Below are 21,918 nucleotides of genomic sequence, written 5' to 3' on the forward strand. Positions count from 1 at the left end.
CCCGACCAACAGTCTGTAATCCAAAAGGCACTCGATGGAGGCGGTGATCACCTGGAATCCATGGCGGCGAACACGAGAAGCCCTCACCACCAGCTCCACCTGATCTCGATCGCCCACGCTGAAATGGCTTAGCGGCCATCGAATCCGGGGTCAGCAGGCGACTGTGGGACGGAGGCGATCGGTGGCGGCGCGGGCGAAGCGGCGGATGCTCGGCAGCACGTGAATCGTCAGGCCGGGAGCTCTCGCAGGACCCGTTTGAGCACCTTTCCGGTGGGGTTGCGCGGGAGTTCGTCGACGAACAGCACATCGCGCGGGACCTTGAAGCGGGCGAGATGCGTCTTCACGTGCTCGCGCACCTCGTCTGCAGTGAGCGAATGCCCTTCGCGGACAACCACTACCACACGCAGGCGCTGACCGTAACGATCGTCCTGCACCCCGAATGCGCTGACCTCCGCCACTGCCGGATGCGCGGCGAGCAATTCCTCCACCTCGCCCGGAAAGACATTCTCACCGCCGGAGACGATCATGTCGTCATCGCGTCCGTCGATGAAAAGTCTGCCGGCACTGTCGAAATGGCCGACATCGCCGGTGGACATCAATCGTCCGATGCGCGCCTTGTCACCACCGCCGGTGTAGCCCTCGAATTGGTAGTTGTTGCCGACGAAGATGCGTCCGGTAGTGCCGGGGGTTACCTCCCGGTCGTTGTCGTCGAAGATCTTCACCGTGGTGCTGGGCACCGGAGAGCCGACACAGCCCGGCTCGACCGCCAGATCAGCTGGCGTGGCAATGGTCGCGTAGGCCACCTCGGTGGACCCGTACACGTTGTACACCACCGGCCCGAATGCCTCGGTCACTCGGATGCACAGGTCCGCACCGAGCTGCGAGCCCGCGACGAAGATAATCCGCAACCGCGAAAGATCACGTCCGGCAAAGGCTTTCGGTCCGGCATCGACGAGACGTCGCAGCATTGCCGGCACCGCGATCATGGCCGTCGCCCCGTGCCGGTCCAGACTGTCCAGCACCGCCTGGGCATCGAAGCGCCGCCGGATCACCAGCGTGGATCCGAAGCCGATGGCGAGGACGGCGTGCGCGAAGCCGAGCGTATGGAACAGCGGCGCAGGGCATTCGGTGATTTCACGGGCGCGGAAGGGCACCTTGCCGAGAATGGCGCCCAGCGGTGCGAGTGAGGTCGGCTCGCTGCCGCGTGGCGCACCTTTCGGGGTGCCGGTGGTCCCGCTGGTAAGCAGGATGATGCGGGCGGGGGTACGCGGCTTGCGCGGTGGTGTGCGCGCCGCGCCCGCGATGAGATTGTCGATGGTGTCGACGCCCGGTTTATCGGCCCAGGCACGGTAGCGGCCGCGGCGCGGTGTGAAGTCACCGAGCATACTTGCGTATTCGTCGTCGAAGATCAGCAGATCGGCGCCCTCGCGGGTCACCACCTCGCGCAGTTGCGGTGCCGCGAAATCGGTATTGAGCAGGATGATTCGCGCACCGCATTTCGCGGCGGCGAAGACCGCGTAATGGAAGCCGCGGTGGTTGCGCGCCAGGATCGCCACACCCTCGCCGTCGCGCAGTCCGCGCGCCCGCCAGGCATTCGCGAGCGCGGTGCTGCGCTCATCGAGTTCCCGGAAGCTGACGCGGCCGAGTTCATCGAGGATGGCGGTGCGGTCGCGATAGCGCAGGGCGGCAACGGTTGTCAGCCCGCCGAGCAGTCCGGAGCGCAGCACCGCGGCACCCATGAGGGCGAGTCGATCCGGGCGTTCAGGGGTCGCGAGTCCGGCACGCACGGTCAGGGCGGCGTAATAGGTCTCATCGGCGGCCCGACGCGCCGCAGCCGTGGCCAGCGCCCCGACCTTGTTCGCAAACTTCATGATTCGATCCTGACGCCAATCTCGCATAATCGCTCGTCGACCCGAATCCCTTCGGCCGCAGCCGATTCGGTCACTGCGGCGGTACAGCCCATTGGGCTGGACGCGCTGACGGTCAGCACGGCGCGCTCTGCTCGACCGGCGGTTGCGGCAGACGGCTCGATCAGCGCACTATCCGTGCGCGGTGCGAACTTCTCGAATAACGGCATCGTTGTCCACCTAGGTGAGGGCGAGTGCCCTCACAGTAAAGCGTCATCGGCGGGTTCGTCGAGTACCGACCCAGACAGCAGTGCCCAGCAGCCACGATCCATGATGGACGAATGTCCAGCGATATCGGCGAACATCTTCCGAGCCCGACCGCACCAGCCACCGCGCTGCGGATCGTCCTCGATGATCTGTCCGGTCCCGAGGTCGCTGCCCTGCTCACCCAGCATCTGGCCGAGATGTACGACAACTCGCCCGAAGACAGCGTGCACGCCCTGGATCTAAACGCGCTCCGTGGACCGAACGTCACCTTCTGGAGCGCCTGGGAGGACGACGAACTAGCTGGTTGCGGCGCACTCAAACAACTCGACGCCACCCATGGCGAGATCAAGTCGATGCGCACCGCCACCGATCGCACCGGCCGCGGCATCGCCTCGGCCCTGCTCAACCACCTGATCGCCGAGGCCCGCGCACGCGACTACCAGCGCCTCAGCCTGGAGACCGGAGCCTGCGACTACTTTGCCCCCGCGCAGCGGCTCTACGCCCGCCACGGCTTCGAGATCTGCGCCCCCTTTGCCGACTACGTCGAGGATCCGCACAGCGTCTTCATGACGCGCATCCTCTGACGCCGCACCCCCGGCGAGTGTTATCGGCCTTCGGCGCATGGTTGGTCAATTGATGACGCGCATCCTCTGATGCCGCGCATCAACGGACATCGATGGCCTTCAGCGCGCGGTCATGCGGATAGGTGACGCCTGGAGGATCGGTCACGCCGCGTCGATCGCGGTGATCAGCGTGCGACTGCCCGCCGTTCGCGTCGTGATGATCTGCGTGAAGGTCTGCGGCTGCTCACCCGGCCGCTGCTGGGTCAGCTGGACCTCCCAATGCGCCTCCCCCGCATCGCTGCCCGCGCGAGTGATCTGCACGCAGTAGAGGGTGCCGCTCGGTATCTGGTTGATCCCGCGCTGGATCTGGTCGGCGGCAGGCACATTCGCGTCATTGGCGACTACGCCGCGCGCGGCGAATCCGGAACGCTGCACATAGTAGGCGCGTTCGAATGCGAGGATCGCCGATGGCCCATCGCTGGTGCCGCCGGGATCGGTGCCGGAGATGACATCACCGGTGCGCCGTTGTTCGCAGCCCGGGGTGGCGATCGCCGACGGTTGGTCGCTCGGTGCCGTAGTTGCCTGGGCACGCCCAGCCGTGCCGCCCTGGGCGGCCACCTGGGTCGTCGCTGCGGCCGGTCGCTTGTGTTCGCCCGAACCGCCGAAGACGAACATCAGCACCGAGACGACCGCCAAAACCACACCGAGCACGATCAGCACCGCGACGACTCGGTTCCCGCCACCGGTCGGCTGGGTATCGCGACGGCGCGGCGGATGCCGCAGTGCCGGACCGGGATTGCCACCGGACCGATCGATGATCGTGGGCACAACGGAACTGGTCTCGGCCGGTAGCTCGGCCTCGGCTTCTACCGCACGCGTCCGAGGCCGACTGCGATCCGCCTCCGGTGGCGCTGCCGCTGGGTGTCGAGGTTCGAGCCACTCCTGCCAATCCCCGGCCGGGCGGGGGCGGCGCGGCCGCTCGGGCGGATCGAGCGCATCGGCCAGCGGTGTCCGGCGCTGGCCCGAACCGCGGCGTGCGTTCGGGCGGCGGCGCCGCTTCGGGGTCGCAGCGGCGGGCCGGACCATGGGCAGCCCGATGTCGAACGGATTGCCCTGGTTCTGGCTCGAAGAGCCGGAATCAGAGCTCGTCATCGTCGAATTCGCCGATCACCGCAGGCGGGACGGTCGCCAAGACGGTCGGCACGGTGACGCCGAGTTGACCGTCGCGCGGTCGGCGGTCCTCATCGGACTGCGACGACGGCGGCATCGCCAGACCACCGGTGGTGCCGGGCTGATTCGTCGGTTCCGGCCCGGACGGGCGCGACGGCGGGGTGTCCGCGGTCGCGGCCGGTGCCTGCGGCGCGGGAGCGGGCGCGGGCTTGGTCGCGGTCGGGCCGTCCAGGCTCGGCGGGATCACCGAGTTGGTTCCGATATTCGGCGCGGGCTTGGACGACTGCCCCGATCCACCACCGAAGTCGATGACATTGGTTGGCTTGCTCGCGCTGTCACCGCCAGTGGGCGAATTCGTGGTGCTGCCAGGATGGATTAGTTCGGGAATCGCCTTATCGATGGCCTTGTCAGCGGACGCGGCCACGGTATCCATGGCGTGCGTGCCGACCTCGGCGATCTTGTCGATGAGGTGGGTGCCGATATTGACCCCGGCGTCGATGGCGGCGGTGCCGACCGAAACGCCCGCATTGATCAGATACTGCTGCAACTGGAGTTGGGCCGCCTGCACCGGATCCAGTGGCGTCGTTGTCGTCACGCCCGCGGTGGTCGTGCCGTTCGTGGTACCCGGCACGACCGTCTGCTGGGTAGTGCCGACACCCTGCGGTGTGGTGACCGTGAGCGGTCCCATCGCATCCAGCCGCGCGGTGTGGCCGTCCATTTCCGACTGCGCCGTGCTCACCGCGGTGACCGCATCGCGCAACGCCTGGGTCGCCCGCGCGATCACCGCGTCGGTATCCGAGGACGCGCTCGCGGTACTCAAGATCTGCTTGGCGTCGCGGCGGAAGGCCGCGATGATCTGGTCGACCTTCTGTGCGGCCCGGGCGCTGGTGGCATGGGCGTCGCCGAGCACCGACAGATACTCGGGTCCGCGGTCGGTGATGTCACCGATCTGCGTTTGGGTAGTGCGCAATGCCGGAACGGCATCGTCGGCGGCGCGGGAGGTCCAGGTCGATTCGAGGGCGTGCAGGCCCGCACGGTGCGGGCCCTCGGTGTCGGCGGCCTGCGTGGACGCGGCGGACAGCGCGTTGACCACGGACGGGTCCGGAGTCGCGACGCCGCTGCCGAGCGAGGCGCGCAATTGCAGCATCGGCTCGACCAGCGCCGCCACGATCGGCGGATCCACATTCGGATCGACAGGTGTGCTTGCGGGGGTATCGGAGGCGTTGTTCACGGGCCGCCGTCGAAGCAGTCTTCTCATGGCAGCGCCTCTCCTTGCCGGGCGAGAGCGCCCGCGGAATCGACATCGATACCCTGCATGTCCGCGCTGTAATCATGCAGCACCTGCCCGTAGGCGGCGACCAATTGCCCTGCGGTCGAGAGCGCCTGCACGTGTTCGTTCACCTTCTCGGTGAACCGGGCCACGAATCCGGCGCCGACCTCACCGAGGTCGGCGACGAGCCGATCGGGATTCACCGCGCCACCCGCGACCGCCGACGCCGAGGCCAGCTGTTGCGACACCGTATTCGCGATCGTGGTGTAGGCGGCCATCGCCGCCGGGTCGAGCTTCAGCGCGTCCACTGTTCCCCCTTAATACGGAAACCAATCTGTCGCGTCACATTTCGACACTCCGAGCGTACTTGGGACCCAGGCAAAGCGCGCGCGGATCCTTTCGTTCCGCTGGAGTCTATGCCGCCGGATCCATCGCTTATGCGACGCCGCTCCGGTTCCACAGACACCGAGGTCGAAAACGAAAATGATCACTTTCACCTCGTGCCGGTTCTATGCTTGTCGCGACGAAGTTGGTCCCATCACCACCCTGGCGATCCACGCCCAGGGTGCCGGCACGGTTGGAGGGGTCAGAAGCGTGAAGAACAGCAGACGTTTTCGAAAGTTGTCGGTCAGATCCGCGGCGCTCATCGGTGCCGTTTCCGCAGGGCTGCTGCTAGCCGGAACGGCCCAGGCCGAACCGTTGTGGCCCGGTGGTCCGGATATCGGTACACCGGCGATCATCCCACCGATCCCGCCGGCTCCCGTTCACGCACCGTGTGGCGAGACCGCGCGTATGTGCATGCGGCTGTCGACGAACGAGGCCTGGCTGATGGACAACGGCAAGGTCACCTACGGTCCGACTCCGATCTCGCACGGTCGGCCCGGATATGAGACGCCGCCCGGCGTCTTCAAGGTCGCCTTCAAGCGGGAAGACTTCTGGAGCACCATGCACAACGCTCCGATGAAGTGGGCGGTCTTCTTCAACGGCGATATCGCCACCCATATCGGGCCCATCGAGGAACAGTCGCACGGCTGCATCCGCATGACCCCAGAGGGCGCCGAAGCGACCTACCGCTATCTCAACCCCGGTGACGTGGTCGAAGTCGTTCGCTGATACCGGATTTGCGTATGCGAAAGCGTCCGGGCGGATTCCGCCCGGACCCTTCGCATATCCCCGCCTGCCTCAGTGTTCGCCGACGAGCTACCGGTCCCCGTCTTCGGCCATGACCGCCTCGCCGCGAGCGACCATGCCAGCCTCATCCGCGAGTTTCATATGGGGAATGAACAGGGCGAGCACGAAGGCGATTACCGCGCCCGGGATCAGGTACCAGAAGCCGGGTACCAACGCGTCCACGTAGGCGCCGACGATGGCGTCGTGTAGCCCGTCCGGTAGATGCTTGACCACCGAGGGCACCAGGGCGCCCGGATCCAGCTTCGCGGCAGCGGCTTCGGGGCCGTGCGAGACGAAGACATCGGTGAGGCCCTCGGTCAAACGGTTGGTGAAGATGGAGCCGAAAATCGCCACGCCCAGTGCGCCGCCCATTTCACGGAAGTAGTTGTTGGCGCTGGTGGCGGTGCCGATTTGGTCGGGGGCCACGGCATTCTGGACGACTAGCACGATGATCTGCATGATCAGACCGAGGCCCGCACCCATGACGAACAGCATGGCGGAGACGACCCACATCGGAGTGTCCGCGTCCAGGCGGGTCAACCAGAGCATGTCCGCGAACATCAGGACCGCGCCGAGGGGCGGATAGAGTTTGTAGCGGCCGGTTTTGGTGATCATCGTCATCGAGGCGATCAACGCGATCATCAGACCGACCATCATCGGAATCAGCAGCAGACCCGAGACCGAAGCCGAAGCGCCCGTTGCCATTTGGAGATAGGTCGGGATGAAGGCGAGGGCAGCGAACATCACCAGACCGACCACGAAGCCGATCGCGGAGGTCAGCACGAAGGTGCGGTTGCGGAACAACCACAGCGGCAGCATCGGCTCCTCAGCGCGCGCCTCCACCAGCACGAAGGCAGCGACCACCACGACGAACGCCGCGATCATGGTGACCATAACCGTTGAGCCCCAAGCATATTGCTTGCCGCCCCAATCGGTGATCAGGATAAGCAGCGTGGTAGCGGCCGACATCAACACCACACCGAGATAGTCGGGCCGGGTCTTGGGCCGGTGGCTGGGGATGCTCAAGTAGCGGAAGGCGATGAACAGTGCGGCAATTCCGATCGGCACATTGATCCAGAAGCACCAGCGCCAGCCGAGATGGTCGGCGAAGAAGCCGCCGAGCAGCGGCCCCGCGACCGAGGTGATGCCGAAGACCGCGCCCATCGGGGCCATATATTTGCCACGATCCTTGGCGGGCACCACATCGGCGATGATGGCCTGCGCCAGAATCATCAGACCACCACCGCCGACGCCCTGCAGGCCGCGGAAGGTGATGAACTCCCAGAAACTCGTCGACGCGGCGGCGCCGATGGAGGCCACTGTGAAGATCGTGATGGCGAACAGGAACGGCCAGCGCCGCCCGAACAGATCGCCGAATTTGCCGTAGATCGGCATCATGATGGTGGTCGCGAGTAGATATGACGTTGCGGTCCAAGCCATATGGGAGATGCCGCCCAGATCGCCGACGATGGTCGGCATCGCGGTGCCGACGATGGTCTGGTCCAGGCTGGCCAGGAACATCCCCGCGATCAGCGCGCCGAAGATGAGCCAGATCCGCTTCTGTGTCAGGACAATCGGCGCCGGTGGCGATTCGGCAGTGATGGTCATCTCTTGCGTCTCTCTTTCTTGCCGTCATGCTGTTCGAACAGCTGCGCGGCCATCGCACAGTGTTCGCTTACTGCCGCCGCCAGCGACACGTTCGGATCTCCGACCGTCGTCATCGCAGCCCGCGTGGTGATGTTCGTCACGAATCCCGCTGCCAGACCGGCGAATTCGGGCGAGACCGCACTGCCGAGCCGAGCCGACAGCAGATCTACGAACACGCTCTGCAAGCGAGCGCCCGAGGCGACGAAGGCCGCGAGCACCCGCGGCTCGGTCTTGACGATCTCGGTAACCAGCGTGATGCCCTCGCGCATCTCGCTTTCGGATTCGAAGCCGTGCATGAACAACCAAGTGAGGTCGTCCATCAGCACACCGCTCGGGCCACCCGCGATGAACTGCTCGCGCAACTCCGGCGTACCGATCTCGCCGACCGGTCCGACTACCGCATCCATTTTCGTCTCGTAGTAGTTGAAGAACGTGCGGGGCGAGACCCCGACCGCTCTGGCGATGTCCTCGACGGTCGTCGCGTCCAGTCCGCGCTCGACCGCAAGCCGTCGCGCGGCAAGACAGAGATCGAGCTCGGTCTGGCGTTTCTTCTGCTCCCGCAACCCGATCGGGCGCTCGTCCTTGGACATGTCCGACAAAGTAGCACAAACTGCAATTTTTCAGAAACTGCAAGTTTGTGTGGCGAGCCGCTCCATCGGTCTTTCCGTACTCGCCGGGCTTGTCGACCTCCAGCCTTGCCCGAGTATGCGAGCACAACCGGTCATGCGATCACCATGCGTTTTGGGCACCATGCGTTTTGGCGGCATCCGCCGAGAGACCACACCATCAGCTCATGGTGATCATGCGCCCAGGCGCGGGGTTCAACCCAGGGCGCGAGTGAAGCCTTCGACGAGTTCGTCGACTTGGGCGTCGGTCATGACGAAGGACGGGGAGATCTGCATCGCGCCCTGACCTGCTGCACGTCCCGAAATACCGTGGGCTCGTAGCGTTTTGACCAGCGGGAGACCTTCGGCGGGATCGGCCAGTTGGATCGCGGCCACAGCGCCGAGGCCGCTGCGGACCTCGGCGACGCGGGGGTGATCCGCGAGGGGCGCGAGCTTTTCGTGGAGGGTGGATTCCAGGCGCTTCGCTTCGGTGAGGAGGTTTTCACGTTCGATGATGGCGAGGTTGGCGAGCGCTGCGGCGGCGGCGCCGGCGTGGCCGCCGTAGGTGTAGCCGTGGCGCCACCAGACGCCGCCGCGGAAGAAGGGGTCGGCGATATGCGGGGCGATGAAGACCGCACCCATGGGGATATAGCCGGAGGTGAGTCCCTTGGCGGTGGTCATGAGGTCGGGTTCGAGCTCGAAACGGCTTGCGGCGAACCAGGATCCGCCGATGCGCCCGAAACCGGTGACGACCTCGTCGACGACGAAGAGGATGTCGTGGTCGCGGCAGATGCGGCGCACCTCGGTGAGGTAACCGTCCGGCGGCAAGTAGATTCCGCCCGCGCCGATTATGGGTTCGCAGAAGAAGGCGGCGACACGCTCCGCGCCGATCTCCTCGATGAGCGCGAGCAGCGCCTTCGCATCGTCCCATCCGACGGTGCGGGCATCGGCCATCAGCTCGCCATAGCCCTCGCGGTTGACCGGAATCCCCGCCAAAGCCGTTCCCGCGACATGCATTCCGTGATACGCGCGCTGCCTTCCGACCACGATGGTCTTATCCGGCTGCCCGAGCTCGTGCCAGTAGCGGCGGGCGAGCTTGGCCGCGGTATCCACCGAATCCGAGCCGCCGGAGGTGAAGAAGATCTTGCTGCCCGGCACCGGTGCGATGCTCGCCAACTTCTCCGCCAACTCCTGGGTGGCGGGCTCGGCGAAATCACCGAAGTTCGAATAGTGCGCGACTGTGCGCAGCTGTGCCGCGACCGCATCGGCGATCTCGGCGCGTCCGTGCCCGACATTGGTGAACCACAGCCCGGCCGTCGCGTCCAGATACCTGGTACCCGCCTGGTCGTAGATGTAGGCACCCTCACCGCGCGCCACGACGAACGCGCCGTCGCGTTCCACGGCACCCATATCGGCGAACCCGTGCCATAGCGCACCCATATCAACCACCTCTACTCGACAACCACGTCACTTCGCTCCCCGGCTGGTCCGCACCGCGCCGACGGCCGCAAGGCGCACCGAGCGCGGCCACCGCGACGGCGAGCAGCGCGAATCCGATGACCAGGACCACCAGGTCCATCGTCATCGACACATAGCCCTGATGCCGTGGATCGAGAAACGGGTACGGATACCAGTCGACGATCGGCCCACGGATGAGGGTGTACGCGCCGTAGCCGAGCGGGTAGACCAGCCAGCCCGCGATCAGCCGCCCGGAAATCCCCAGCGCGACCGGCGCCAGCACCCAGTCCACAATCATCACGATAGGCATGATGCGCTGCAGCACGTCATCCGCCCACCCCGGTTCATCTCGCACGGAGATGTGCGCCAGCAGCACCGCGTACACGATGCCGGTGACGAGCAGATACAGCGTCACCGCACCGCGTACCAACTGCCAGCGTCTATCACGCGGATCGAACAGCGCCCCGACCAGCAGCACGAGTACACCGAGGACATTCGCCTGGTGGGTGAACAAGATCAGATCACCGGCCTCGATCGAGGCTGATCGCAACTGTCCGACGATCAGTGCCACCAGACCGAGCACCGCGAACGCGAGCCGAAGCCACCGTATCCACCAAGGAGAAACCGCGACGGCGCGCACGCTGCGATTGTCGCACACGCTTACGTTGCGGGACCGGTCTCTGCCGCAGACCATCCGCACCATCGCTGTGGCAGTAATGTCGATGCGGTGGAACAGTTTCCGAGCCGCGCGTTGGTACTGGGGGCGGGAGGCGTGGTCGGCACCGCATGGATGGCCGGTCTGGCCGCCGGATTGCGTGAGTACGGTATCGATCTCGCTGCCGCCGACCTGATCATCGGAACATCCGCGGGCGCGATTGTCGGCGCGGTGCTCGCCTCCGGCCGGAATCCGGCCGGACTCGCCGAACCCACCCGCCCCACCGCTACCGACATCCAACTGCCGCAACCCGACCCACGCCTGATCGGCGAAGTCTTCGCCGTACTCGGCGATGAAAACCTCGAGCCGAGCGAGCGCCGTCGACGCGTCGGGCAGATTGCCCTCGCAATGCGCGCCGAGCACGAATCGGTGCACGTCGATCGGATGCGGAGGCTGATCGGCACATCGGACTGGCCCGACCGGCTGCTGGTGGTCACTGTCGATGCGGCCTCCGGCGAGCGCACGATCTTCGACAAGCACGGCCGCGCGCCGCTGCCCGATGCCGTCGTCGCGAGCCGCGCCATGCCCGGCGTCTACTCGCCGATGACCATCGGCGACCGGCGCTTCATGGACGGTGGCATGTACTCCGCGGTGAACGCGGATCTAGCGCGCGGAGCGGAGGTTGTCCTCACCATTCATCCACTGGCACACCTGTTTCCGACAGCCGACCTCGACGCTGAACTGCGACCGGCGACGTCGTTGCTGATCAGCCCTGACAAGCGAACGATCAACGCCTTCGGGGCCGACCTACACGACCGCGAACACTGGATACCGTCCTTCCGAGCCGGATTCGCGCAAGCGGACGTGGAAGCCGCACGACTGCAGGGGATCTGGTCTACTCCAGCCGGTCGCGCAGTCCACTGATCTGATTGCAGCCGACTTCGGAGGTCAACGGCCGATCTACTCGACTCCACAACTCCGCTGGCGTTCAGGCGGCGGGGTTGGCTCGCATCGCCGGTCGACCAGTGCGCCGAGAGCGGCGCGGGCCGCGGTTAACAGGGCGAAGACGCCGGATGAGCCATCCGACGATCAATGTGCGGGTGATGCCGAGGGGCACCGGAATCAGGCTCCGATCCAGGACCATGACAATCGGCAGGATGCGGAGCGCGACGGCGTTGATCAAGCGGTCTGTGAGCACGACGTCGGCCTCGGCGAGCAGGACGGCGTAGACGACGCCGGTGATCAGCAGGTAGCGCGCGGCGGCGCCGCGGATCACCCGCCAGCACCGGTCACGCGGGTCGCGGACCGTCCCGATCAGTAGCACTATGACGCTGAGCACATCGCTTCGATGGCCGCACGTCAGCACACTGTCGGCGGCCGCACCACCGGTGTGCTCACCGGATGTCCACGCCCGAGTCGGATTCGACGCGCCGGTTTCGCTACCCTGGTGAACGCAATGACCAGGACAGCCGACGTGAATCTCCGCGAGCTTCGGACCCGCCTGGCCGCCGTAACCCTCCGCGATGAACACCGGTTGCGCCGCAACCTGGACCGGGCTCGCGGCGGCGATCTCACCGGCATCACGGCCGAGATCGCGGCGGCCGAGCAGCGCGTCGAGGCCCGCCGCGCCGCGGTACCCGAAATCCGCTATCCGGAGCAGCTACCCGTCTCCGCCCGCCGCGACGATATCGCCAAGGCGATCCTGGACAACCAGGTCGTCATCGTCGCCGGTGAGACCGGTTCGGGTAAGACCACCCAGATTCCGAAGATCTGCCTGGAACTCGGCCGTGGCATCCGCGGCACCATCGGGCACACCCAGCCGCGCCGGCTGGCCGCGCGCACCGTCGCCGAGCGCATCGCCGAGGAGTTGGGCACCGAACTGGGCGATGTAGTCGGCTACACCGTGCGTTTCACCGATCAGGCCTCGGATCGCACCCTGGTCAAGTTGATGACCGACGGCATTCTGCTCGCCGAAATCCAGCGCGACCGGCTGCTGCGCCGCTACGACACCATCATCATCGACGAGGCGCACGAACGCAGCCTCAATATCGACTTCCTGCTCGGCTACCTGAAGCAATTGCTGCCGCGTCGACCGGATCTCAAGGTGATCATCACCTCCGCGACCATCGATCCGGAATTGTTCGCCAGCCACTTCGCCGACGAATCAGGCACTCCCGCACCGATTGTCGAAGTGTCCGGCCGTTCCTATCCGGTCGAAATCCGGTACCGGCCGCTATCGCTGGAGCTACCCGTCGCCACCGATGACGACGACGAGGACACCCGGATCGTGGACCGCGACCCGGTGGACGCCATCGGTGAGGCGGTGCGCGAGCTCTTCGCCGAGGGCGACGGTGACGTGCTGGTCTTCCTATCCGGCGAACGCGAGATCCGCGATGCCGCGGATGCGCTGCGCGACTTACAGATTCCGCGCACCGAGATCCTGCCGCTCTACGCGCGCCTGTCCACGGCCGAACAGCATCGCGTCTTCGCCCCGCATCCGGGGCGACGAGTCGTGCTGGCCACCAATGTCGCCGAGACCTCGCTGACCGTCCCCGGCATCCGTTACGTCATTGATCCCGGCACCGCCCGTATCTCCCGCTATTCGATGCGCACCAAGGTGCAGCGCCTGCCCATCGAAGAGGTCTCGCAGGCCTCGGCCCGTCAGCGCGCGGGACGCTGCGGCCGCGTCGCCGATGGCATCTGCATCCGCCTGTACTCCGAGCAAGACTTCGAATCCCGGCCCGCCTTCACCGAACCGGAGATCCTGCGGACCAATCTGGCCGCCGTCATCCTGCAGATGACCGCGCTCGGACTCGGCGAAATCGAGAAGTTCCCCTTCGTGGAGGCGCCCGACCGCAGGGCCATTCGCGACGGTATCGCGCTGCTGGAGGAATTGGGGGCGCTCGCACCGCGCGTGACCGCGAAACCCGCTCGGCGGGCGGCTGATTCGACTACATCCTCGGACCAGGCCACCGAAGGCACCGCGGCCGAACCGATCCAAGCGGAAACGGTGTCCGATGCGACGCTGACGCTCACCCCCACGGGGCGCGAAATGGCGCAGATACCGGTGGATCCGCGGATGGCGCGCATGCTGGTGCAGGCGCACCGCAACGGCGTGCTCGCGGATGTGCTGATCATCGTCGCGGCACTGTCCATCCAGGATGTGCGCGAGCGTCCCGCGGATCATCAGCAGGCCGCGGACACCAAACATGCCCGATTCGTGGTCGAGGGCTCGGATTTCCTGGCCTACCTGCGGTTGTGGGAGTATCTGACCGAACAGCGCAAGTCGCTGTCGTCCAATCAGTTCCGGCGCATGTGCCGTGACGAGTTCCTGCACTATCTGCGGATCCGGGAGTGGCAGGATCTGCACGGGCAGTTGCGGACAATCACGCGCGGGCTCGGCTGGTCAGCACACGGCGATGGCTCGGATCGGGACGAAACCAGCTCGCGCCGTGGACCTTCCGGCGGACGAGATAGTTCGGCCCCGGCTCGGTCGAACGGCGCAGATTCGAGCGGTGGACAGCGCGCGACACGCGACATGGACTCATCAGGCACTGAATCAGCTGGAGGGAGGCGTCGCGGTGGCGGCCGCGCGGGCGATAACGCGCGCGCGACGCGACGCGGACATGCTGCCGCATCACCGGCAACCACGCCCGAAACCGATGGCACCCCATGGGATTCGACCGCCATCCACCAGGCACTTCTTGCGGGGATGCTCTCCCACATCGGCGTCCGCGAAGCCGAGAGCCGCGAATTCCTCGGTGCGCGCAATGCCAAATTCATGATCTTCCCCGGATCATCGCTGGCGAAGAAGCCGCCCCGCTGGGTGATGGCGGCCGAACTGGTCGAAACCTCCCGACTCTGGGGCCGGATGGCTGCCCGGGTGGAGCCGGAATGGGCCGAGCGCCTGGCCGGAGATCTGGTGAAACGCACCTACTCCGAACCGCATTGGTCCTCCAAGCGCGGCGCGGCGCGCGCGTACGAGCGGGTCACGCTGTACGGCGTACCGCTGGTGGTCAGCCGCGCGGTCGATTACGGCCGAATCGATCCGGAACTGTCGCGTGAGCTGTTCATCCGGCATGCCCTCGTACAGGGTGAGTGGCAGACCCGCCACGAGTTCTTCCACCGCAATCGCGAACTGCTCGACGATGTCGCCGATTTGGAGCATCGCGCCCGTCGCCGCGACATTCTCGTCGACGATGAGGTGCTGTTCGAGTTCTACGACAAGCGCATCCCCGCCGATATCGTTTCGGTGCGCCACTTCGACAGTTGGTGGCGCACCGCGAAGCGCAAAGATCCCGCGCTGCTGGACTTCTCGACCGATACCGTGGTCAATGAAGCTGCGGCGACGCTCGACCCGACCGATTTCCCGGACGCCTGGCGTCAGGGCGAGTTGAGCTTCCCACTCACCTACCAATTCGAGCCGGGCAATGACGATGACGGCGTCACCGTGCGGATCCCGGTCGAGCAGTTGGCGCATGTGCGCGCCGTCGGTTTCGACTGGCTGGTGCCCGGTATGCGCGTAGAGTTGGTCACCACGCTGATCAAGACGCTGCCGAAGGCCCTGCGCCGCACCGTCGTTCCCGCACCGGACTTCGCCGCCGCCGCACTCACCGCGCTCACTGCGCGCGCCGAACCCCTGCGCATCGGCCTGGCCAGGGAACTGTCGCGGCTCGGGTCAGTCGCCATCGCACCGAGCGACCTCGACCCCGCCGCGCTACCGGACCATCTGCGCATGACCTTCGCCGCAATCGATGCCCGCGGCCAGGTGCTGGCGCGCGGGAAGAACCTCGCGCAGTTGAAAACGCGACTGTCCGAGCAGGTTTCGGCCTCGGTGGCCCGTGCGACCGCAGGTGCGGAACGTGCGCCCGCCACCGTGTGGACCTCGGAATCGCTGGGAACGGTCGAGCCGACTGTGCGCAGCGAGGTGGCCGGACAGACGGTCACCGGTTACCCGGCGCTGGTCCCCGAGGGCGAGGGTGTCGCGGTGCGCGTGCTGAGCTCCCCCGCCGAGCAGGCCGCCGCCATGCGGGCGGGCACGCGCGCACTGGTGCTGAGCGCAATTCCCACCTCGGTCCGCACCGTCACCGCGAGCCTGCCACCGCGGGATCGGCTTGCGCTGAGCCAGAATCCGTACGGTTCGCTCGACGCGCTCATCGAGGACTGCCGTGCCGCCGCCGCGGACGAACTGATCGCCGCCGCCGGTGGGCCGGTGCGCAGTCCGAAGCAGTTCGACGCCTTGGTCGCGAAGATCCGTCCCGAGTTCGTCTCCGCCGTGGCCCGCATCGTGCGCCTGGTGGTGCCGGTATTGGCTGGGGCGCACCAGGTTTCGTCCGCACTCGCCGATACTTCCGAACGCGATATCGCCGATGATGTCCGCCACCAACTCGACGACCTGATCTTCGCCGGTTTCATCTCGGAGTGGGGCAGCGCTCGCCTGCTCGAACTCCCCCGCTACCTGGAAGCCGCGTGCATCCGCCTGGAGTCGCTACCCGGCTCCGCGGTCCGCGACCGACAGGGCATGGTCGAAATCGACCGCGCCCTCGCCGCCTACGACCGCCTTGTCAATGCCCTGCCCGAAGCCCGCAAGCACGGCCACGATGTCACCGAAATCTGGTGGATGATCGAGGAATTCCGTGTCAGCCTCTTCGCCCAGAAACTGGGTACCCCCTACCCGGTCTCCACCAAGCGCATCGAAAAGGCCATCGCCGCCATCCGCCGCTGACACTGCCACCGCGGCGGCTGCCACCGTGCCCGATCCGAGCCCCCTCGCGCCCGAGTAAGGGGCGGGCAGTTGGAGGTGCTGGCCGAGCTCGCAACGGTAGTTCTGGGGGCGCGACCGGCCTCAGGTGCGGCGATACAGTCGCCAGACATGGTGGCACGCGAGCGTATTGCGGCCGCTGGCAGTCCCGTACCGCGCGTCGGTTCGGCAGTCCGACGCGAATTCTCGAAAGAGGTGTTCACCCATGCGGAAATTCCTCGCGCCGATCCTCACCGCTTGTGCCGTCGCACTCGCCCCGATGGCGACCGCTTCGGCAGACACACCGATACAGCCCGCGCCGGTGCGCGCCGATACCGATGTGTTGCGACAGCTGGTTCGGCTGCTCGATACCGGTTCGGTCAGCATCTGTCCCGGGCAGGCGATGGGCAGCTTCGGCTGCTCATGCCCGCCGGGGATTTGCCTCTGACCGCCGGATCAGTCGGCGGAGGCGGCGACGGTCGCTTCCTCGCGGTGCTTGCGCAGGTCGGCGATTTCGCGTTCGAAATCGTCGGCGGAGGTGAAAGAGCGGTAGACCGAGGCGAAACGTAGGTAGGCCACCTCGTCCAGATCGCGCAGCGGGCCGAGGATGGCCAGACCGACCTCATGGCTGGGCACCTCGGGGGAACCCTTGGCACGCACCGCGTCCTCCACCTGCTGAGCCAGCAGGTTCAGCGCGTCCTCGGCCACCTCGCGGCCCTGGCAGGCGCGGCGCACACCGCGGATCACCTTTTCCCGACTGAATGGTTCGGTGACGCCGCTGCGCTTGACCACGGATAGGATCGCGGTCTCTACGGTGGTGAATCGTCTCCCACACTGCGGGCAGGAACGCCGGCGGCGGATGGCCGCGCCTTCCTCGGCCTCACGCGAGTCGACGACCCGTGAGTCGGGGTGTCGGCAGTAGGGGCAATGCATCCGAGAGATCCTTCGTCGATGCGCGCGCCCGCGTCCGAATCGGCTCCGGTTCGCCAGTCCCGATCCGGCGAGCACGTGTACAGGGGTCTAGACCGATACGTCCATATCGGGTCCAGGATACCCGGGAGGGGTCACCAACCGTCTCATACGTCCCAACTACCCCGTCGACCGACGCTCAGTCGAGTTGCCATTGCGTCGCCAGATCGGCGATCAGATCCGGAATGCGCGCGATCATCCGGCCGTGCGCGAGCTTGTTCCAGAAGGATTCACCGAGCACCACCTCGGCGAACGGCCGATTGCTCTCCATATCGATATGCCGCGGCACCAGATCGCCGGTGATGTAGGTCCAGCGGGTATCGCGGTCGGCCCAGTTGAAGTCCGGCAGTGGGGTGCGCAGCGAGACGGTGCGGCCCGCAATATCCGCACTGACTGTGGCGGGTGCGAAAACACCGGGTGCGCGAACGCCGGGGACGGCGGGCTTACCGGCCACCGTACTCACGTAGGTCATTACCCGCCCCATCGAGCCGCGGCCCGCCGAGGTGAGGTCCCACTGGTCGGCGATGACGCGGTTCTGCTCACGATCGGTCATGCGGATGAGTGCGTCCACATATCCGTCGCGGGTATGCGAATCGATCGATCGCCAGGCGGTGCGGATATCGGCATCGATCACCCCGGCCGCGTACATTTCGTCGATTCCGGCCATCCCCTGCGCGGCGTAGGCCTCGTGCATCGGGACCAGATCGGTGAAGATGTGCTTCTGCATGATCATCAGCCGGGTCTGGTACCAGGCGACATCCTCGGCGCTCAGCCGCGAACCCTCGGTGGCGAGCAGCCGGATATCGGCGGGCACCTTGGCTACCAATTCCGGTGGGGTGTTCCGCAACAGGTCGGCGACCGCACTGCCGAGCTGATGGACACCGGGCACGTCGAGCACCAGGCCGACATCGCTGAGATCGAAGAAGCCCGAGGCGAAGGAGCCGCCCGCGATTCCGGCCAGACCCGCCCACCAGTACTCCTGATGCTGACTCGCCAGTCGGAAGTAGTTGACGTACACCTGGCTGAAGGTGCGCTGGTTGGCACGCACACCGAGCGCCGGATCCCAGGCCGCGAGGTCGATATCGGCATTGTGGGTAGAGACCACCAGCCAATACTGCTGCAGCAGTGTGGCATAGCGGCTCGGAGCGACCCCGTCGGTCCTGGCCTCGTCGAGCGCCGCACGCAAGGTCGATTCGTCCAGAGGCAGTGCGGGATTCAGTCCACCTCCACCGGCACCGTCCCCGTTGAGCGCGGGTAGGTCCAGGTACGCCTCGTATGCGGATGCCGCCTGTGCGGCCGGAATCATGGTGAGCCCGAAGATAAGACAGGCCAGCAGCCCGGCGATCCGGGCGAGTAGACGGACGGCGTGGGCAGCGGTGGAGCGATGCGTCATTGCGTGGTGTCCCGAAATCGTTCGTCGGCAAGAGTTGCCTAGGTCACGTTTTCAGGCACAGTAGCAACATGTTCTACTTTGTAATCGACAATTTCGGCCACGCTTCGCGGCGGCTCGGCCGGTCGCGATCCGCCACACCGGCTTTTGACGAGCTACCGCGGCAAACCCACTCCTACACCATCCGGAACCGACTGCTGCTCGACCACGGCGGGCACCGTTGTCGGGGTCTCGCCGCCGAAAGTTCCTGCGCGCCAATGCGCCATGCCGATCAAAGCCGTCACCACCAACGCGCTCAACAGCGCGGCCACAGCGAGCACCGCGAAGCCGACCTGCGCCTGTTCGACCAGCGCCATCGGATGCGGCGCCTGCGCCTGACGTAGCGCGGGCGTTCGAATGGGACCGCGGCCGTAGCGCACCACAGCACCGCCGGGCCGACTGTCGCGCGGCCGCCGATCCGTCGCGGCGCGCGCGGCCTCGAGGGCGCGAACGCCACCGCGATGCGGGCGCTGTACGCGCGGAACGGATTCGAAGCCGAGATCGACGTCGGCCTCGTCCTCGAGGTCGGTGCTCAGGGCGCTGATCGCTGTGCTCATCGGACAAACCTCCGTGAAGGGGTGTTAGTGGAGTGCTCAGGTATGTCGCGAGACGATGGGAGTAGCTGTTCGATCAAATGTTCGAAGAACTTGTGTTCGATTTCTACCACGCTGCGCCGACAAAGTCAGCAGAAAACGCCGACATGCCTCGAACAGATGTTTGATACATCGGCGCGACCGGACTAGATTCGTTAAACGAAATCAATGGACACAGAAGGGCGGTTGCGGTGAGCCACACAGACGACACGGGCGACGAGAGCGGGGTCGGCAACGACCCGTCCGGTATCGGGGCGGATCTCACCGTGCGTCAGCGCAGAGTCCTGGAGGTCATCCGCACCTCGGTGAGCGAGCGCGGCTACCCGCCGAGCATCCGCGAGATCGGCGATGCGGTCGGACTCACCTCCACCTCGTCGGTCGCCCATCAGCTGCGGACCCTCGAACGCAAGGGCTATCTGCGCCGCGACCCGAATCGCCCACGCGCCGTTGACGTTCGCGGTCTCGACGAGGCGGTGCGCGCGGTGACCAGCCTGTCGACCAACGAGGATGTCGAGACCGGGCGGCCCGTCCCGACCTTCGTGCCCGTGCTGGGTCGAATCGCCGCCGGTGGCCCGATCCTGGCCGAGCAGGCGGTGGAGGATGTCTTCCCGCTGCCGCGGGAACTGGTCGGTGACGGCTCGCTGTTCCTGCTCAAGGTCGTCGGTGAATCGATGGTCGACGCCGCGATCTGCGATGGCGACTGGGTGGTCGTGCGCCAGCAGAATGTCGCCGACAACGGCGATATCGTGGCCGCGATGATCGAGGGCGAGGCGACGGTGAAGACGTTCAAGCGCACCGGTAAGGATGTCTGGCTCATGCCCCACAATCCGCTGTTCGAACCGATTCCGGGTAATGACGCGCAGATCCTCGGCAAGGTCGTCACGGTCATCCGCAAGATCTGACCCGGTTCAGCACGATCCGACCCAGTTCAGTGCGGCAGCATGGGCGTCCAGAAATCGGCCCGATGGTCGGCGGCGTAGGAGTCGATGAGCCGATTTCCGCTGGGCCGGAAGGACATGACGAGCGGCGCAGCCGGGTCGTAGGCCGGCATCGGTTCGAGACCGGCCGGATCCGGGCGGGCATCAATGGCGAATCGGGTCCAGTACCTTCGCATTTCGGCGGCGAGGCGCTGCTGGTCCGGTGTCTGGACGGCGCCGTATAGCCAGCCGAGGTCGCGCAGGCTCCACAGCGATGCCAGTTCGCTGGCATGGTACGCGCCCAGCGGGAAGATATTCGGTGGGCCGAGCGGCGCCGGGTCGTCGAAGGAATAGGTATAGGTGGGGGTTCGCGGGCCGAGCCCTTCGTATTCGACAACCAGCATGGTGAGGATGCGATCAGTCCAGGCACGTGACAGTGCGAGTGCGGGCTCCGGGTAGTCGGCGGCCGGATAGGTCTGTTCGACGCGGTCGAGTTGCTCCTGCGTGAGGTCGGGCATGGCGGCGGCCAGTGCGTCGCGGTATCCGGCGGCGGTCAGCGGCCTGCCAAGGGGCACACCGTATTTCATGTAAACCCACAGCGACATCTCGTCGTTGTTCGCACCGACCAGCGTGGGCACATCGGCGAAGCCGCCGTTGCGCACGGCCACCTGTGGCGCGGACGGTAGGAACTGGCCCCCGTACACAGTTGGGGTGATGGAATCAGCCACCAACGTATCGACCGGCAGCGCGCGCAGGCACGCCGCGGTACCGGGCCCGGTGCATCCGAGACGTGCCGCGTATGCGTCACCATCTGCCAGTGCCGTCGCGGCCGGCACACCGGGGCTGCACGGCCCGCTCTCCATGATCGCTGCCCGGAACAGCCCACGCGAGCTCGGCGCGACCATCTGAGTGCATACCGATGTCGCGCCGGCCGACTCGCCGGCCAGCGTCACGCGTTCCGGATCACCACCGAATGCCGCGATATTGCGCCGCACCCAGCGCAATGCGGCCTGCTGATCCAGGTAGCCGTAATTGCCGGGCCCGGAACCGTCGTCCAGCGCCGAGGCGGCGAGGTAGCCGAGGGTGCCGAGCCGGTAGTTGATCGTGACCACGATCAGGTCACCGTCACCGTGCGCGATCAGCGGCTCGGCGCCGTAAACGTCGCCGGAGCCGGTAACGAAACTGCCGCCGTGGATCCAGACCAGCACCGGGAGCCCCCCACCGTCGGCGGGCAGGTTGCGCGGGGTCGAAACATTCAGATAAAGACAGTCTTCCGATTTCGTCGGGTTCGCACCGACTATCCCGTAAAAGTCGTTGTCCTGCGGGCAGCTCGGCCCGGTCACCGCGGCATCTCGAATACCGGGCCACGGTGCGGCTGGAGCCGGTGGCCGCCAGCGCAATTCGCCGACCGGCGGGGCGGCGTAGGGAACGCCCTCGAACAGTCGATGCTGCGCGGCCACGATGCCGCGCAACTGACCGGTCTCGACGGTGACGAGATCGGCGGCGGCCGGCTGGGCGGGAGCGGGTCCGGCGACGCCGATCAGCACGATGACCGACGCCAGGATGGCGAACCAGCCCCAACGATGCTTGCGCACGCGCTCACGCTAGCCACACGCAC

At 66.3% G+C, this 21,918-nt stretch carries 19 protein-coding genes; 6 read left to right on the forward strand and 13 right to left on the reverse strand.

Annotated features, from left to right (window positions below):
- Nucleotides 1-227: 227 nt before the first annotated feature.
- A complete protein-coding gene (locus ACIBI6_RS32855) occupies nt 228-1,871 on the reverse strand; it encodes an acyl-CoA synthetase (protein WP_364351890.1) in 1,644 nt (547 codons plus the stop codon).
- 317 nt (nt 1,872-2,188) lie between these two features.
- Here ACIBI6_RS32855 and ACIBI6_RS32860 point away from each other — a divergent pair, with 317 nt between their 5' ends.
- Nucleotides 2,189-2,698: a GNAT family N-acetyltransferase gene (locus tag ACIBI6_RS32860; protein WP_396958843.1), complete on the forward strand. Its 510-nt coding sequence runs from the start codon at nt 2,189-2,191 to the stop codon at nt 2,696-2,698.
- Between the two features lie 141 nt (nt 2,699-2,839).
- On the opposite strand, the gene ACIBI6_RS32865 is transcribed toward ACIBI6_RS32860, so the two are convergent.
- The 3 genes from ACIBI6_RS32865 to ACIBI6_RS32875 are packed head-to-tail and all read right to left on the reverse strand — an operon-like array spanning nt 2,840 to nt 5,425.
- Nucleotides 2,840-3,829: a hypothetical protein gene (locus tag ACIBI6_RS32865; RefSeq protein ID WP_396958844.1), complete on the reverse strand. Its 990-nt coding sequence runs from the start codon at nt 3,827-3,829 to the stop codon at nt 2,840-2,842.
- On the reverse strand, nt 3,816-5,105 hold the full coding sequence (locus ACIBI6_RS32870; RefSeq protein ID WP_364351881.1) for a hypothetical protein: 1,290 nt from the start codon (nt 5,103-5,105) through the stop codon (nt 3,816-3,818). Before ACIBI6_RS32870 ends, ACIBI6_RS32865 begins: the two co-directional genes overlap by 14 nt.
- A complete protein-coding gene (locus tag ACIBI6_RS32875) occupies nt 5,102-5,425 on the reverse strand; it encodes a hypothetical protein (protein WP_364351878.1) in 324 nt (107 codons plus the stop codon). Before ACIBI6_RS32875 ends, ACIBI6_RS32870 begins: the two co-directional genes overlap by 4 nt.
- Before the next feature lie 313 nt (nt 5,426-5,738).
- On the opposite strand from ACIBI6_RS32875, the gene ACIBI6_RS32880 reads away from it, so the two are divergent.
- Nucleotides 5,739-6,230 carry a L,D-transpeptidase gene (locus ACIBI6_RS32880; protein WP_364351875.1) on the forward strand — a complete coding sequence of 164 codons (492 nt, stop codon included), beginning with the start codon at nt 5,739-5,741 and terminating at the stop codon, nt 6,228-6,230.
- An 87-nt stretch (nt 6,231-6,317) separates the two neighbouring features.
- On the opposite strand, the gene ACIBI6_RS32885 is transcribed toward ACIBI6_RS32880, so the two are convergent.
- The 4 genes from ACIBI6_RS32885 to ACIBI6_RS32900 all read right to left on the reverse strand — a co-directional run bounded on the left by ACIBI6_RS32885 (nt 6,318) and on the right by ACIBI6_RS32900 (nt 10,637).
- Entirely contained in the window at nt 6,318-7,895 is a 1,578-nt protein-coding gene (locus ACIBI6_RS32885) for an MDR family MFS transporter (protein ID WP_364351872.1), read from the reverse strand.
- The gene (locus tag ACIBI6_RS32890; protein ID WP_396958845.1) at nt 7,892-8,524 is read right to left on the reverse strand and encodes a TetR/AcrR family transcriptional regulator; all 633 of its coding nucleotides are present in this window, start codon (nt 8,522-8,524) and stop codon (nt 7,892-7,894) included. Before ACIBI6_RS32890 ends, ACIBI6_RS32885 begins: the two co-directional genes overlap by 4 nt.
- 231 nt (nt 8,525-8,755) lie before the next feature.
- Nucleotides 8,756-9,979, reverse strand: coding sequence for an aminotransferase class III-fold pyridoxal phosphate-dependent enzyme (locus ACIBI6_RS32895; protein WP_364351816.1), 1,224 nt, complete (start codon nt 9,977-9,979; stop codon nt 8,756-8,758).
- A 1-nt stretch (nt 9,980) separates the two neighbouring features.
- Complete coding sequence (locus tag ACIBI6_RS32900; RefSeq protein ID WP_364351813.1) at nt 9,981-10,637, reverse strand: Pr6Pr family membrane protein; 657 nt, start codon at nt 10,635-10,637, stop codon at nt 9,981-9,983.
- An 87-nt stretch (nt 10,638-10,724) separates the two neighbouring features.
- Here ACIBI6_RS32900 and ACIBI6_RS32905 point away from each other — a divergent pair, with 87 nt between their 5' ends.
- The gene (locus ACIBI6_RS32905; protein ID WP_364351810.1) at nt 10,725-11,576 is read left to right on the forward strand and encodes a patatin-like phospholipase family protein; all 852 of its coding nucleotides are present in this window, start codon (nt 10,725-10,727) and stop codon (nt 11,574-11,576) included.
- A 64-nt stretch (nt 11,577-11,640) separates the two neighbouring features.
- Here ACIBI6_RS32905 and ACIBI6_RS32910 read toward each other — a convergent pair whose 3' ends face one another.
- On the reverse strand, nt 11,641-11,928 hold the full coding sequence (locus ACIBI6_RS32910; RefSeq protein WP_396958846.1) for a hypothetical protein: 288 nt from the start codon (nt 11,926-11,928) through the stop codon (nt 11,641-11,643).
- Between the two features lie 180 nt (nt 11,929-12,108).
- Here ACIBI6_RS32910 and hrpA point away from each other — a divergent pair, with 180 nt between their 5' ends.
- Nucleotides 12,109-16,377 (forward strand): ATP-dependent RNA helicase HrpA, encoded by a 4,269-nt coding sequence (hrpA, locus tag ACIBI6_RS32915; protein ID WP_364351804.1) that lies wholly within the window; start codon nt 12,109-12,111, stop codon nt 16,375-16,377.
- Nucleotides 16,378-16,618: 241 nt separating this feature from the next.
- Entirely contained in the window at nt 16,619-16,840 is a 222-nt protein-coding gene (locus ACIBI6_RS32920; RefSeq protein WP_364351801.1) for a hypothetical protein, read from the forward strand.
- An 8-nt stretch (nt 16,841-16,848) separates the two neighbouring features.
- On the opposite strand, the gene nrdR is transcribed toward ACIBI6_RS32920, so the two are convergent.
- From nrdR to ACIBI6_RS32935, 3 genes are all read right to left on the reverse strand, one after another.
- Complete coding sequence (gene nrdR / locus ACIBI6_RS32925) at nt 16,849-17,325, reverse strand: transcriptional regulator NrdR (protein WP_063038396.1); 477 nt, start codon at nt 17,323-17,325, stop codon at nt 16,849-16,851.
- Between the two features lie 175 nt (nt 17,326-17,500).
- A complete protein-coding gene (locus ACIBI6_RS32930) occupies nt 17,501-18,754 on the reverse strand; it encodes a hypothetical protein (RefSeq protein WP_364351797.1) in 1,254 nt (417 codons plus the stop codon).
- A 152-nt stretch (nt 18,755-18,906) separates the two neighbouring features.
- Nucleotides 18,907-19,347, reverse strand: a complete 441-nt coding sequence (locus tag ACIBI6_RS32935) for a hypothetical protein (RefSeq protein ID WP_364351794.1) — start codon at nt 19,345-19,347, stop codon at nt 18,907-18,909.
- Between the two features lie 284 nt (nt 19,348-19,631).
- On the opposite strand from ACIBI6_RS32935, the gene lexA reads away from it, so the two are divergent.
- Nucleotides 19,632-20,285, forward strand: a complete 654-nt coding sequence (gene lexA, locus ACIBI6_RS32940) for a transcriptional repressor LexA (protein ID WP_364352059.1) — start codon at nt 19,632-19,634, stop codon at nt 20,283-20,285.
- A gap of 26 nt (nt 20,286-20,311) precedes the next feature.
- Here lexA and ACIBI6_RS32945 read toward each other — a convergent pair whose 3' ends face one another.
- Nucleotides 20,312-21,895: a carboxylesterase family protein gene (locus ACIBI6_RS32945; protein WP_364351791.1), complete on the reverse strand. Its 1,584-nt coding sequence runs from the start codon at nt 21,893-21,895 to the stop codon at nt 20,312-20,314.
- Nucleotides 21,896-21,918: the final 23 nt, after the last annotated feature.

Origin of the sequence: Nocardia sp. NPDC050412, from assembly GCF_044458825.1 — a bacterium.
Classification (GTDB): Bacteria; Actinomycetota; Actinomycetes; order Mycobacteriales; family Mycobacteriaceae; genus Nocardia.